The organism is Enterococcus mundtii, from assembly GCF_002947535.1.
Classification (GTDB): Bacteria; Bacillota; Bacilli; order Lactobacillales; family Enterococcaceae; genus Enterococcus_B; species Enterococcus_B mundtii_B.
Genome location: NZ_PUAP01000010.1, coordinates 103,025 through 116,760 on the forward strand (window position 1 = coordinate 103,025; position 13,736 = coordinate 116,760).

Annotated in this window: 16 protein-coding genes; all 16 read left to right on the plus strand. The window is 42.8% G+C overall.

The window, feature by feature from the left end; genetic code table 11:
* Nucleotides 1–10: 10 nt before the first annotated feature.
* Genes CUS89_RS03455 through CUS89_RS03530 form a run of 16 tightly spaced genes read left to right on the plus strand, consistent with a single transcriptional unit; the run spans nt 11 to nt 13,606 of the window.
* Nucleotides 11–1,672 (plus strand): propanediol/glycerol family dehydratase large subunit, encoded by a 1,662-nt coding sequence (locus CUS89_RS03455; RefSeq protein WP_104871054.1) that lies wholly within the window; start codon nt 11–13, stop codon nt 1,670–1,672.
* Nucleotides 1,673–1,684: 12 nt separating this feature from the next.
* The gene (locus CUS89_RS03460) at nt 1,685–2,362 is read left to right on the plus strand and encodes a propanediol/glycerol family dehydratase medium subunit (protein WP_104871055.1); all 678 of its coding nucleotides are present in this window, start codon (nt 1,685–1,687) and stop codon (nt 2,360–2,362) included.
* 13 nt (nt 2,363–2,375) lie between these two features.
* Nucleotides 2,376–2,882 carry a diol dehydratase small subunit gene (locus CUS89_RS03465; protein ID WP_104871056.1) on the plus strand — a complete coding sequence of 169 codons (507 nt, stop codon included), beginning with the start codon at nt 2,376–2,378 and terminating at the stop codon, nt 2,880–2,882.
* A gap of 29 nt (nt 2,883–2,911) precedes the next feature.
* On the plus strand, nt 2,912–4,741 hold the full coding sequence (locus tag CUS89_RS03470; protein ID WP_104871057.1) for a diol dehydratase reactivase subunit alpha: 1,830 nt from the start codon (nt 2,912–2,914) through the stop codon (nt 4,739–4,741).
* Nucleotides 4,734–5,093, plus strand: a complete 360-nt coding sequence (locus CUS89_RS03475) for a glycerol dehydratase reactivase beta/small subunit family protein (RefSeq protein WP_258082370.1) — start codon at nt 4,734–4,736, stop codon at nt 5,091–5,093. The genes CUS89_RS03470 and CUS89_RS03475 overlap by 8 nt, the downstream gene beginning before the upstream one ends.
* On the plus strand, nt 5,090–5,608 hold the full coding sequence (locus tag CUS89_RS03480; RefSeq protein ID WP_104871059.1) for a BMC domain-containing protein: 519 nt from the start codon (nt 5,090–5,092) through the stop codon (nt 5,606–5,608). The genes CUS89_RS03475 and CUS89_RS03480 overlap by 4 nt, the downstream gene beginning before the upstream one ends.
* Nucleotides 5,609–5,621: 13 nt before the next feature.
* Nucleotides 5,622–5,903, plus strand: a complete 282-nt coding sequence (locus tag CUS89_RS03485; RefSeq protein ID WP_104871060.1) for a BMC domain-containing protein — start codon at nt 5,622–5,624, stop codon at nt 5,901–5,903.
* Nucleotides 5,896–6,522, plus strand: a complete 627-nt coding sequence (gene pduL, locus CUS89_RS03490; protein ID WP_104871061.1) for a phosphate propanoyltransferase — start codon at nt 5,896–5,898, stop codon at nt 6,520–6,522. Before CUS89_RS03485 ends, pduL begins: the two co-directional genes overlap by 8 nt.
* 16 nt (nt 6,523–6,538) lie before the next feature.
* Nucleotides 6,539–7,378 (plus strand): ethanolamine utilization protein EutJ, encoded by an 840-nt coding sequence (eutJ, locus tag CUS89_RS03495; RefSeq protein WP_104871062.1) that lies wholly within the window; start codon nt 6,539–6,541, stop codon nt 7,376–7,378.
* A 9-nt stretch (nt 7,379–7,387) separates the two neighbouring features.
* Nucleotides 7,388–7,873: a PduM family microcompartment protein gene (pduM, locus tag CUS89_RS03500; protein ID WP_104871063.1), complete on the plus strand. Its 486-nt coding sequence runs from the start codon at nt 7,388–7,390 to the stop codon at nt 7,871–7,873.
* Nucleotides 7,867–8,130, plus strand: a complete 264-nt coding sequence (locus tag CUS89_RS03505; RefSeq protein WP_071867455.1) for a EutN/CcmL family microcompartment protein — start codon at nt 7,867–7,869, stop codon at nt 8,128–8,130. The genes pduM and CUS89_RS03505 overlap by 7 nt, the downstream gene beginning before the upstream one ends.
* A 13-nt stretch (nt 8,131–8,143) precedes the next feature.
* Nucleotides 8,144–9,130: a cob(I)yrinic acid a,c-diamide adenosyltransferase gene (locus CUS89_RS03510; protein ID WP_104871064.1), complete on the plus strand. Its 987-nt coding sequence runs from the start codon at nt 8,144–8,146 to the stop codon at nt 9,128–9,130.
* Entirely contained in the window at nt 9,130–10,530 is a 1,401-nt protein-coding gene (locus CUS89_RS03515; RefSeq protein WP_104871065.1) for an aldehyde dehydrogenase family protein, read from the plus strand. The genes CUS89_RS03510 and CUS89_RS03515 overlap by 1 nt, the downstream gene beginning before the upstream one ends.
* An 11-nt stretch (nt 10,531–10,541) precedes the next feature.
* Complete coding sequence (locus CUS89_RS03520) at nt 10,542–11,657, plus strand: 1-propanol dehydrogenase PduQ (RefSeq protein WP_104871066.1); 1,116 nt, start codon at nt 10,542–10,544, stop codon at nt 11,655–11,657.
* Between the two features lie 14 nt (nt 11,658–11,671).
* The gene (locus CUS89_RS03525; RefSeq protein WP_104871067.1) at nt 11,672–12,391 is read left to right on the plus strand and encodes an MIP/aquaporin family protein; all 720 of its coding nucleotides are present in this window, start codon (nt 11,672–11,674) and stop codon (nt 12,389–12,391) included.
* Between the two features lie 24 nt (nt 12,392–12,415).
* Nucleotides 12,416–13,606, plus strand: coding sequence for an acetate/propionate family kinase (locus CUS89_RS03530; protein WP_104871068.1), 1,191 nt, complete (start codon nt 12,416–12,418; stop codon nt 13,604–13,606).
* Nucleotides 13,607–13,736 lie beyond the last annotated feature (130 nt).

A 13,736-nucleotide genomic window follows, 5' to 3' on the forward strand; every position in this document is an offset into this window, starting at 1 on the left:
GAGTAAATAGATGAAATCGAAACGATTTGAAGAATTATCAAAAAGACCAGTGAACGAGGATGGATTTGTTGATGAGTGGATAGACGAAGGTCTGATTGCCATGCAAAGTCCCAATGATCCAAAGCCAAGCATCAAGATCGTTGCGGGTGAGGTCGTTGAATTAGATGGAAAAGCAAAAGAAGACTTTGATTTGATCGATGCTTATATTGCACAGTATGGCATCGACATCACTCGTGCGGAAGAAGTTATGCAAATGTCATCGAAAGAATTAGCGAATAAAATCGTTGATCCGAACATTTGTCGTGAAGAAATCATCCAATTGACGACTTCTGCTACACCGGCAAAGATCAATGAAGTGGTTGGCTACATGAACGTGGTTGAAATGATGATGGCTGTTCAAAAAATGCGTGCTCGTCGTCGTCCAACCACCCAATCTCACGTAACAAACTTACGCGATAATCCAGTGCAGATCGCTGCGGATGCTGCTGAAGGCGCTTTACGTGGCTTTGATGAGCAAGAAACAACAGTTGCGGTTGCACGTTATGCACCATTCAATGCCATCTCGATCATGATTGGTTCACAAGTTGGACGTCCAGGGGTGTTGACACAGTGTTCATTGGAAGAAGCAACTGAGCTTGATCTTGGTATGAGAGGATTCACAGCTTATGCTGAAACGATCTCAGTTTATGGAACAGAGAAAGTATTTACCGATGGCGATGATACGCCTTGGTCGAAAGGATTCCTTGCTTCATGTTATGCGTCTCGCGGCTTGAAGATGCGTTTCACTTCTGGGACTGGTTCAGAAGTACAAATGGGTTATGCAGAAGGCAAATCGATGTTGTACTTGGAAACTAGATGTATTTATCTGACAAAAGCAGCGGGTGTTCAAGGGTTACAAAATGGTTCAATCAGTTGTATCGGTATTCCAGGTGCGGTGCCATCAGGGATTCGTGCGGTCTTAGCGGAAAACTTGATCGCTATGTTGCTTGACCTTGAAGTGGCATCTGGAAATGACCAAACATTCTCTCACTCAGATATCCGTCGAACAGCTCGTTTATTGATGCAATTCTTACCAGGGACTGACTATATCTCTTCTGGCTACTCTGCGACTCCGAATTACGACAATATGTTTGCGGGTTCCAACTTTGATGCAGATGATTTCGACGATTACAACATTTTACAACGTGACCTTCGTGTTGATGGCGGTTTACGACCAGTTGAAGAAGCAGAAGTGATCAAAGTACGTAATAAAGCAGCGAAAGCGATGCAAGCATTATTTGCAGAGTTAGGGTTGCCAACGATCACAGATGAAGAAGTAGAAGCGGCGACTTATGCTCGTGGTTCTGATGACATGCCTGCTCGCGATATGGTTCAAGATATCAAAGGTGCAGAAGAGTTGTTGGCTAGTGGAGCAACTGGATTAGATCTAGTTAAAGCATTATCTAAAACAGGCTTTGAAGATGTGGCGGTCAGTGTATTGAATCTATTGAAACAGCGCGTTGCCGGCGACTTCTTACAAACTTCTTCTATCTTTGATAAAGATTGGAATGTCATTTCTGCTGTCAATGATAAAAATGACTATGCTGGACCAGGAACTGGCCACCGTTTAGACGGCTCAGAGTGGGAAAAAGTGAAAGCAATTCCTAACGCAATCAACCCGCAGGATATATAGGAGGAGTATGAAATGGCAGAAATCAACGAAAACTTACTAAGATCGATCATTCAAGAAGTCTTGACTGAAATGGATACAACGAAAAGTGAACAAACAGTTGCGTTCAAAAGTACACCGTCGACGGCTGTAGCGACAGACAACAATTCTGAATCTTGGTTCCGTTCCATGGGTGTGGCACAACCTGGCAATGCACAAGACGAAGTGGTTATTGCTGTTGGACCTGCATTCGCAACATCTCAAACAACGAATATCATTGGTGTGAGCCATAAAGATATCTTGAAACAAGTGATTGCAGGTATCGAAGAAGAAGGGTTGAAAGCCCGCGTAGTCAAAGTTTTCCGTTCATCTGATGTGGCATTTGTCGCAGTTGAGGGAGATAAACTTTCAGGTTCAGGGATTTGCGTGTCGATCCAATCAAAAGGAACGGCGATCATTCACCAAAAAGATCTACAACCATTGTCAAATCTTGAATTGTTCCCGCAAGCGCCACTGATCACGCTGGAAACGTATCGAGCAATCGGTAAGAATGCAGCAAAATATGCAAAAGGCGAATCACCAAATCCAGTGCCGATGATGAATGACCAAATGGCACGTCCGAAATACCAAGCACAATCTGCTTTACTTCACATCAAAGAAACGAAGCATGTTGTCATTGGGAAACCAGCAGAAGAAATTGCTGTAACATTATAACGAGGTGAAACAGATGAACGAACAGACATTAGAAAGCTTGGTAAGAAATATCTTACAAGATATGAACAATAAACCGACTGGAACAACTGAAGTTGCAAATGGCACCCAAGCGACGACTGCTGATTATCCAATTGCTGTCAAACATCCGGACTGGGTGAAAACGAAAACAGGTAAAACATTAGAAGATATCACTTTAGCTAATGTATTGAACGGTTCTTTAACGCCAGAAGATTTGAAGATCACACCATCGATCTTAAAAGCGCAAGGTGAAATTGCTCATAGTGCAGGACGTAAGACGATTTCTTCTAACTTCGATCGTGCCGCAGAATTGACAGCGGTCCCTGATGAGCGTGTCTTAGCAATGTACAATGCGTTACGTCCGTATCGCTCAAGTAAACAAGAATTGTTAGATATTGCTGATGAATTAGAAACGAAATACCATGCGAAAATCTCTGCTGCTTATTTCCGTGAAGCGAGTGAACATTATGAAACACGTAAGAAGCTCAAAGGGGATAATTAAAGGATCGCCAGTTATCGGGAGGAATGTGCATGAAACGTATTATAGGTATTGATATTGGAAATTCCTCAACGGAGATCGCACTTGCAGAGATCGATACAAATGATCAGGTTCATTTTCTACAATCGGCTATTACTGAAACAACGGGGATCAAAGGAACGAAGAAGAATCTCTTTGGGATCTATAAAGCAATCAATGAAGCTTGCGCTAAAAATGATCTAACAATCTCCGATATCGATTTGATCCGCATCAACGAGGCAACGCCTGTCATTGGTGACGTGGCGATGGAGATGATCACTGAAACGATCATCACCGAATCGACGATGATCGGTCACAACCCCAAAACGCCTGGCGGTCACGGCTTAGGTGTAGGAAAAACGATCAAATTATCAGAATTAGTCCAAAAAACATTCAGCGATGATGACTATGTCGTCGTCGTTGAAAAAGAAATCGAATTTGATCAGGCGGCAAAATGGATCAACCAAATCGTTGAAAATAACATTCGGGTCACAGGTGCGATTCTTCAAAGTGATGACGGGGTTTTAGTCAATAATCGTTTGACCCATAAGATCCCGATCATAGACGAAGTTGCTTATATTGAAAAAATCCCACTAGGCATGTTAGCTGCGGTAGAAGTAGCGCCTGCCGGTCAAGGGGTTGCTCAATTATCGAATCCTTATGGTATTGCTACGGTTTTTGAACTGGATTCAGAGGCAACAAAAAGCATCGTGCCAATGGCTCGTGCGCTGATCGGAAATCGCTCTGCTGTAGTCATTAAGACACCGCAGGGGGATGTTCAAGCACGAGTGATCCCGGCAGGAAGTATTGAGATCACAGGGGGCAATCGTCGTAAAATCGTTGAAATCTCAGCTGGCGCAGAAGATATCATGACTGCGGTTAGTTCATTTGCAGAAATCGACAATGTGACTGGCGAGTCAGGAACAAATGTCGGTGGTATGCTCGAAAAAGTTCGGCTAACGATGGCGAATTTAACTGAACGCCCCCTCGCTGAAATCTTCATCCAAGACTTACTTGCAGTCGATACTTTTGTGCCGATAGAGGTCAAAGGTGGCGTTGCTGGTGAGTTCTCGATGGAACAAGCAGTAGGGATTGCTTCAATGGTCAAATCGGATCATTTGCAAATGTCGAAAATCGCACAATCCATTGAAGAAGATTTGAAAACACCTGTTGAAATTGGCGGAGCAGAAGCAGAAGCGGCTATTTTGGGCGCCTTGACGACACCTGGTACAAGCACACCTTTAGCTATTTTGGACTTAGGTGCTGGTTCTACCGATGCGTCGATCATTGGGGAACAAACAGTTTCTGTGACACATTTGGCGGGTGCAGGAGATATGGTGACATTATTGATCAAGTCGGAGTTAGGGATCGACGATATTTACTTGGCGGAAGATATCAAAAAGTATCCTTTGGCAAAAGTAGAGAACATCTTTTATATCCGACATGAAGACGGTAGTGTGCAATTCTTTGAGGAACCGTTAGATCCTCATTTATTTGCGAAAGTTGTCGTTGTCAAACCAGAGGGTCTCATTCCAATTCCACTTGATCTTTCAATCGAAAAAATCAAATTGGTTAGACAGACAGCGAAAAAACGAGTGTTTGTAACTAACACGATCCGAGCATTGAAACGGGTGAGCCCGACTGGCAATATTCGTGATATTCCATTTGTCGTGATCGTCGGAGGATCAGCGCTTGATTTTGAGATTCCCCAAATCGTGACAGATGCGTTATCTCACTATGGGTTAGTTGCTGGGCAAGGAAATGTACGTGCGTGTGAAGGTCCTAGAAATGCAGTTGCGACTGGCTTGATCCTTTCACATCTGAGGGGGGATCGAAATGGATAGACCTTCGATCGTGATCTACGTAGATGGGATAGATGAAACAATCTTGACTTCATTACTGTATGGTATCGAAGAAGAAAGTATCCCATATAAGCTAGAAGCAAAAGTATTTGAAGATGCAGCACAAGCGGCGTATGAAGCGGCTTTGGCTTCTTCGTTGCAAGTAGGGATAGGTGGGAGCAGAAATACCCTTTGCTTACATCACAAAAGCTTGAAAAAAGAGCAACCTTACCAAGTGCTGGAACATGTTTCGATCGTCCCTTCCAGGATCTTGAGAAGTCTAGGCAGTAATGCCGCTCGCATCGTCAAAGGTATTCCATTAAAATCCTTGGAATTATTGGAGGTGAAACAATGAATCAAGCAATCGGAATGATCGAATCAACAGGATTAGCCAGTGCCATCAACCTTTCTGATATCATGGTGAAATCCGCAAATATTGAACTTTTGAGTATAGAAAAGACAAAAGGCTTTGGCTGGATGACCGTGATGATCCAAGGGGATGTCGGGGCGGTCAAAGCAGCGATCGACGCAGCGAAGTCGGCTGCCATTGGTCTGGATGCTTACGTCTCTTCTCTGGTTATTCCAAGACCAGGAGACAATATCCTTCATGTGTTTTCTTCAAAAGAAGAGCAACCTGAACCAATCCAAGAAGAGACACCCGTCGTGATTGTTGAGGAAACAGCAACGAAGCAAGAATCCTCAATAGACAAAACCACACCAGTGAAGAGTGAAAACGTACCTGTTATCAATGAAGATAAGACAGAGCCTACTTCACTTAGTGCTGATGTAGTGGCAAGTAAAGAAAAAAAGCCAAAAGATTCTTCAAAAAAAGGAAATAAAACTGCAACCAAAAAAAATAAGAAAAACTAGGAGGAACACATAAATGAATGACGCATTAGGAATGATCGAAACAAAAGGTTTAGTAGGAGCTGTCGAGGCAGCTGATGCAATGGTGAAAGCTGCAAACGTCCAATTGATCGGAACAGAGAAAATCGGTTCTGGTTTAGTAACGATCATGGTTCGTGGAGATGTTGGTGCGGTCAAAGCAGCGACAGATGCAGGTTCTGTCGCAGCTGAACGTGTAGGCGAAGTGGTTTCTGTACACGTGATCCCTCGTCCTCATCATGATGTGAACAAACTATTAGCTGGTCAAAACAATGCTTGATTTTTCAAAAGCTGAGTTGAAAGAAATCGTTCGGAAGGTGATCGCAGATCTTGATCAAACCTTTCCGATCGGTATCTCTAATCGTCATATCCATTTGACACCTGCTCACTTTGAACAACTTTTCCCAGGACAGTCTATCGAAAAATTGCGTGATTTAAAGCAACCAGGTGAATTTGCGGCAAAACAAACGGTGACGTTGATCGGTCCAAAAGGAAAGATCGAAAGAGTGCGGATTCTGGGTCCGTTCCGCCATCGCTCGCAAGTAGAAGTGTCAAAAACAGATGCACGCCTATTAGGGATCAATCCACCAATCAAGCTTTCCGGTGATCTTGATGAGGCAGTAGAAATCACTTTGATGACTGAATCTGCATCGATTACAATTCCAGCCGCAATCATCGCACAACGTCATATCCATTTGAATCATGAAGATATGAAACGTTTGGATCTGCATAAGGATGAGATCGTTTCAGTCGAAATTTTATCTGGCGAACGAGGGACTGTCTATCATGAGGTTGCGTTACGTCCGCATGAAAAATTTATCATGGAAATGCACATCGACACAGATGAAGCCAATGCGGCCAATGTCACTACCGAAACTAGAGCAAGGATCATTCGTTGATCAGAAGGAGCAAAAGATGCAAGGAATTGAGAAAGGCAATGAGTTACTAGAATCTTTCAATAAAATCGTCCACTCTTTTGTGCCGACTGGTCACAAATCGGTCGATGGCTATAAGGTTGGTGTCGATCTGGGAACAGCTTCGATCGTCTTAGTTGTCTTAGATGCTGACAATCAACCATTGTTCGGTGCGTTCAAAGAAGCTAAGGTGATACGTGATGGCTTGGTCGTTGATTATCAAAAAGCAGTAAAGATCGTTGAAGCATTACGGGAAGAAGCGGAAGCCGCTTTAGGGTTTGAACTTAAAGCAGCTTCCGGGGCTATCCCCCCAGGAACGATCGGTAACAACAAAAAAGTTGTGGCAAACGTCATTGAAAGTGCCGGCATGGAAATCGACCAGTTAGTGGATGAACCATCAGCGGCTGCCTTGACACTTGATATTGCAGATGGGGCGGTCATCGATATCGGGGGCGGTACGACGGGGATCAGTGTCCTTAAAAATGGAGAAGTTGCCTTCGTCGATGATGAACCAACTGGTGGTACACATATGACTCTAGTGATCGCCGGCTATCATGGCGTGGATATAGAGGAAGCAGAAAAAATAAAGAGAAATCCAAAAAATGAAGCAGAAAATTTTACGATTTGTCGTCCAGTGATCCAAAAAATGGCGACCATCGCCAAAAAAATGCTGGATGAACATCCGATCGAGCCGATTTTTGTTGTCGGTGGGGCTGCCTATTTTTCACAGTTTGAAGAAGAAATGAGTAGCGTCATTGGTAAGAAAGTATTGAAACCCGTTCATCCGCAATTCGTTACACCGATCGGCATAGCGATGGCCTCAAAAGTCATTGTGGAATAGGAGTTTCGTATGGAAGATATTGTTCAAAAAGTAGTTGATTGGCTAATAAAAAGAGAAAAAAGTACATTGTTCGTATCAACTGATTCAGTTCAAACCGATTCGATCAGCCCTTTTTTGTCGAATAAATATATCTATGTCAAAAATTGCGACTGCTTCTTTTTAACGAAATTTGCAACAAAAAATGAGAATGACCCATTCGTACGATGGCTATTTCGTAGCTTTGACTACGGTTGTGAGCTTAGATTTCAATGCTCTTTTTCGGATCTGACTTTGATACCTGAAGAAATCTTCCATTATAACGTCGAAGTTTTTACAGTTGCTGAAAAACCATGCTATGCCTTTTCAAATCGGTATATCACTTACAAGCAAGTGGCTGTTTTACCGAATCATGCAGTGTTGATACTTTCAACGAATCAAAACTTTACATTATTGGCGCAAGAAAGAATTCAGGAAAAGCAGATGACTATCTGTAAAAGGAGCGGATCGCAATGTTAATGGGAAAAATCATAGGTAGCGTTGTTTCTACTCAAAAAGATTCCTCTCTTGTAGGCAAAAAATTAATGATCGTGCAACCGATAAATGCTCAAAAAGAGGCAGTACGTTTTCAACAAGTGGCAGCAGATACTGTGGGTGCTGGAATTGGGGATTATGTGCTGTTAAATAGCGGTAGTTCAGCGAGACATCTATTCTCGGAGCCATCAGAAGCGGTGGATTGTGCGATTGTTGGTATCATCGATACGTTTGATATGTAAGGAAGTGAAAAGAATGCCGATCTATACAAAAACTGGTGATCAAGGAATGACCAGCCTTTTTGATGGGACACGAGTAAAAAAAGCGAGTTTACGAGTCGAAGTTTATGGAACATTTGATGAATGCTGTGCGCAAATCAGCTTGGCGCAAAAAATGTTAAAAAATCCAGAAAGCCAACAAGCGCTCGACTGGATCCAAAATAAACTTTTCCAGATGAACGCAGAATTAGCGACAGCAACGAAAACGGATAAATTAGCGCATAAAAGTGACTTGATCTCTGCGGAAGATATTCATCAATTGGAAATCTGGATCGATGAAAAAACAGCAAAACTACCAGAAATCCATGAATTTATTTTGCCAGGAAAAAGTCTAGCAGGGGCGCAGTTGCATGTTGCTCGGACGGTTTGCCGTCGTGGGGAACGTGTACTTGATCGCTTTATGGAAAACGAAGAAGTCCGTTCAGAACTCAGCAAGTTTGCCAACCGTTTATCTGATTGTCTGTATTCTTTTGCCCGTGAAGCAGATCATGAACAGGAACAAGAAGTGCTGCTCAATCAAATCATCCGTCGGTATCTAGAACGGGTGCAACAACCAAAGATCAAACTTGATTTTGAAGAGATCGTTCACGCGTGTATCGAGCATGCGAATTGTTTGAGCGTACCGGTTTCTATTGCAATCGTTGATAAAAACGGGGCTTTGAAACAATTCTATCGAATGGACGATGCACTGATCGTTAGTGAAAGCATGGCGATAAAAAAGGCTTATACAGCGGTCTCGATGAAAGCTGACACCCACGAACTAACGGAGTTGGTCCAACCAAACCAACCGCTTTTCCAATTAGAAACATTAAGTGATGGGAAGCTTGTGACCTTTGGTGGTGGATTCCTTCTCAAAGATGGGCAAGGAAATATCGTTGGTGGTATCGGTGTGAGCGGTGGCAGTCCAGATCAAGATATGGAAATTGCAACAAAAGGAATCAAAAAGTTTAAGGAGCGAGCATGATGGGCGAAGAACAATTAAAAGAACAAATCATGAAAGTGATTCAAGGAATCCTTTTAGAAGAACCGACTACCGCAACAGTTTCAACTTCTTCAGTCGGGATTTTTCCAACGGTTGATACAGCAGTTGCCGCAGCAAAAGTAGCACAAGAGCGTCTAGATGACTTGTCATTGGAACAGCGAAGAGCAATCATTGCTGCGATTCGTACTGGAATGACGCCTCATATCGAAACAATTGCTCGTGAAACAGTGGAAGAGACGAAAATGGGAAGATATGAAGATAAGATCCAAAAATTGACTCTTGCGATCAACAAGACACCAGGGGTCGAAGATCTTATTACTGAAGCGGTCACTGGTGACAACGGAATGACCCTTTATGAGTTATCTCCGTATGGCGTGATCGGTGCGGTGACGCCAAGTACTAACCCGGCAGAAACGTTGATCTGTAATGCAATCGGAATGATTGCAGCAGGTAATGCTATTTATTTCAGTGTCCATCCAGGTGCAAAGCGAATTTCTGGTTGGGTCGTTTCAAAATTGAATGAATTGATTTATCAAAGCTGTGGCATCCATAACTTGGTTGTAACGATCGAAAAACCTTCGATCGAAGCTGCTCAAGAGATGATGTCCCATCCAGACATTTCACTATTAGTGATCACAGGTGGTCTTGGTGTGGTGAGACAAGCAATGAAGAGTGGCAAGAAAACGATTGCTGCTGGAGAAGGCAATCCACCTTCACTCGTAGATGAAACCGCAGATCTTGATAAAGCAGCGGCAGACATCGTTTTGGGTGCATCTTTTGACAATAACATCCTATGTACGGCAGAAAAAAGTGTCGTTGCCGTCGAACAAGTCGTTGACTACTTGATTTTACAAATGGAAAAACAAGGAGCTTATTATGTAGGTGACGAACAAATCATTCAACGATTGGTCGATCTGATGATTGCGGAAAATGGCGCGCCTAACCGACAATTCGTTGGTAAAAACGCTAGTGAGATCTTAGCTGCAGTTGGTGTCTATGTATCCGCGGACATTCGAGTGATCATCATGAAAACAGAGAAAGATCATCCGTTTGTTGTCAAAGAAATGTTGATGCCGATCTTACCGATCGTGACTGTAAAAGATTTTGATGAAGCATTACCGACAGCATTAGGAATCGAAAATAAGTGCCACCATACAGCAACGATGCACTCCCAAAATATTCAACGATTGAACCTTGCAGCGAAGAAATTCCAAACCTCGATCTTTGTCAAAAATGGTTCTTCATTTGCAGGATTAGGATTTGGTGGCGAAGGCCCAACCACATTCACGATTGCCACACCAACCGGTGAATGTACGACGACTGCTAGGAATTTTGCTAGAAAACGTCGTTGTGTATTAACGGATGGATTTTCGATTCGTTAGGAGGAAACAGTTTGAAACAATGGTCAATGAAAACAAAAGTAGCTGTAACAACGGACATCGTTAAAAGGTTCGAACGTTTTTCAGACGAAACGGTCTTGTTCGTTTTTGATCCTTTTTTGAAAAGCAATCAAAAAGTACGTGAAATGATTGCATATCTTGAACAAAAAAATCGCGTGATCACTTTTACGGAGATCGTGCCAGATCCACCGATTGAAAAAGTAGTCAAAGGCATGCAAATGGCTTTGCAAGCTGAACCAACCGTTGTGATCGCAATTGGCGGTGGTTCGGCGTTAGATACGGCAAAAGGAATCATCTATTTCTATCAGAAGGTAGCAAAGCAAACGATCAATTATTTTGTAGCGATCCCAACAACGAGTGGCACTGGATCTGAAGTGACCAGTGCAGCTGTGATCACCGATACGGCAAACAAAATCAAATATCCGATATTTGCTGAAGAGTTGATTCCTGACGAAGCAATCTTATCCATTGATTTTGTGATGACAAGCCCGCCTTCGATCACGGCCTACAGTGGTTTGGACGTCCTGACTCATGCGTTAGAAGCATTGGTTGCGAAAGGTCGAACAAATTATTCTTCTGCGCTTGCAGAAAAAGCAATCACGCTTGTCTTTTCGAATTTAGTTGAGTGTGTCAAAAATGGCAACAATGAAGATGCACGCATCCAAATGCACGAAGCAGCAACACTTGCTGGGGTGGCTTTTGACAATGCTGGTTTAGGTGTTTGCCATGCTTTAGCACATCAAGTCGGCGCGCATTTCAAAGTTCCTCATGGTTTAGCAAATGCGATGTTGTTACCACATGTCGTTTTAGCGAATGCTAAAGATTGGACGGCAAAGTCTTTATACGCAGAAGTGTCAAGAAAACTTAAATTATGTACGAACGGTCTTTCAGACGAAGTGGCTGTAATCAAATTAGTAGATGCCATCAAGCGATTGAGTAAAGATTCTGGGGTGCCAGCAACATTGGCCGAATGGAACATCGAAGAATCAACAGCGATCAGAGCAGCGGAACAAGTAGCTGACAATGCGACGAATGATTTCACTTTCCAATCGAATCCAATCTCGTTTGATCGTACAAAACTAAAAGAAATCTATCAAAAAATCGTTTGAAAAGGGGTACAAAAATGGATAATACAGTATTAGGTGAATTTATTGGAACGTTAGTTTTAACACTTTTCGGTTGTGGTGTGGGTTGTAGCATCAACTTGAAGAAGACTTTGGCAAAAGCAGTTGGTGCCAATTGGGTATTGGTAGCATTTGGCTGGGGCGTTGCCGTAATGTTAGGGATTTATTCAGCGGGCTACTTCGGATCGCCAGGTCATTTGAATCCTGCGGTTTCGATTGCTTTTGCGATCGGTGGACTTTTTGAATGGAATATGGTCGTACCATTTGTTCTAGCGCAATTCGCAGGTGCCTTTTTAGGTGCATTGATTGCTGCAATCTCATTTATGGCTCACTTTAAAGAAACTGGAGCAGATGAAGGCAACTCAGTAGGTATCTTTGCTACAGGTCCAGCAATCGACGCACCTATTGCGAATGTCATCAGTGAGATCATTGCAACATTTGCATTTATCTTCACCTTATTGTTACTTCCAGCGGGAGACTTCCCAGGAGGATTCCAACCAGTTGTTGCATTGTTCTTGTTAGTAGGTATCTCATTCTCATTTGGTTCGACAACAGGCTATGCGATCAATCCAGCGCGTGACCTTGGTCCGCGTTTGATGTATACATTGATCCCATTACCAAATAAAAACACTGACTATAACTGGAGATACGCATGGGTACCATTAGTAGGCCCGATCGTTGGTGCAACGATTGCTGTGCTTTTAGTAAACATTCTGTAAAAGATTAGATTGAGGGGTAAAGCATTGAAAGAATTAATTATTGCAATCAATTCAGGAAGTTCTTCGTTAAAGTTTCAAGTCTATGAGTTTCCTGAAGAAAAAATGATCGCCAAAGGATTATTCGAACGAATCGGGTTAGCAACCTCCATGGATTTGACGTATTCTTTAGACGATGGTAAAAGTAGTCGTTCAGTTGAAGGTGAGACACATGAAGATGCAGTCAAGTTTTTACTAGGCTTTTTATTGGAAGAAAAAATCGTTGCTGATTTGTCAGAAATCGCGGGTGTCGGCCATCGTGTCGCGCACGGTGGCGAATTCTTCAAAGGCTCATGCCAAGTCGATGATGAATCATTGACAAAAATCAAATCGCTTTCTCATTTAGCACCGTTGCACAACCCAATCAACATCATGGGGATCGAAGCATTCAAAAATAATTTACCAGCTTGTCCGCAAGTTGCTGTTTTTGATACGTCATTCCACCAAACGATGCCAGAAGAAAATTATCTTTATCCAATTCCTTATAAATTATATGAGGAAGAGGGAATTCGCCGTTTTGGATTTCACGGGACAAGTCACCAATATGTGGCGACGGAAGCTGCCAAGTCTTTAGGTAAAAAGCTTGAGGATTTAAAAATCATTTCCTGTCATTTAGGAAATGGGGGGAGTATTTGCGGGATCAAGAATGGCCAGTCTGTTATCACTAGTATGGGATTCACTCCTTTAGCAGGTATCATGATGGGAACGCGCTGTGGTGATATCGATCCTTCCATCGTGACCTATCTAGGCAGAGAAAAACAGATGAGCTTCGCAGAAATCGAGCAGATGATGAACCAAGACTCAGGACTCAAAGGAGTTTCTGGCATCAGCAGTGATGCTCGTGACATCGAAGAAGCTTTTGAACAGGGCGATCCAAAAGCGGTTTTAGCAATGAACATGTATTGTGGTCGCGTAAAACAGATGATCGGTGCTTACGCTGCTGAACTAGGCGGACTTGATGTATTGATCTTCACGGCTGGCATCGGAGAAAACTCGCCAATCATTCGTCAACTATCTTGTGAAGGGTTGTCATTGTTTGGCATAACTGTTGACGAGGAAAGAAACAATACAAGACAAGCAATTGTCAGTCAAGACAATGGACAAGTGGCTGTCATGGTCGTACCGACGAATGAAGAACGTATGATTGTCCGTGAGACGAATCAATTGATTTCGAAATAAAATAATAGATCAACCTCCTTATGAATAAATGATGTAAAACGAAGTCGGGACAGAAGTGTTCAGCCTCGAGAAATAAGGCGCCATCCACGAAAAGTGTTCTTCAAATTTTTGTGGATGGCGCTTTTTTTCG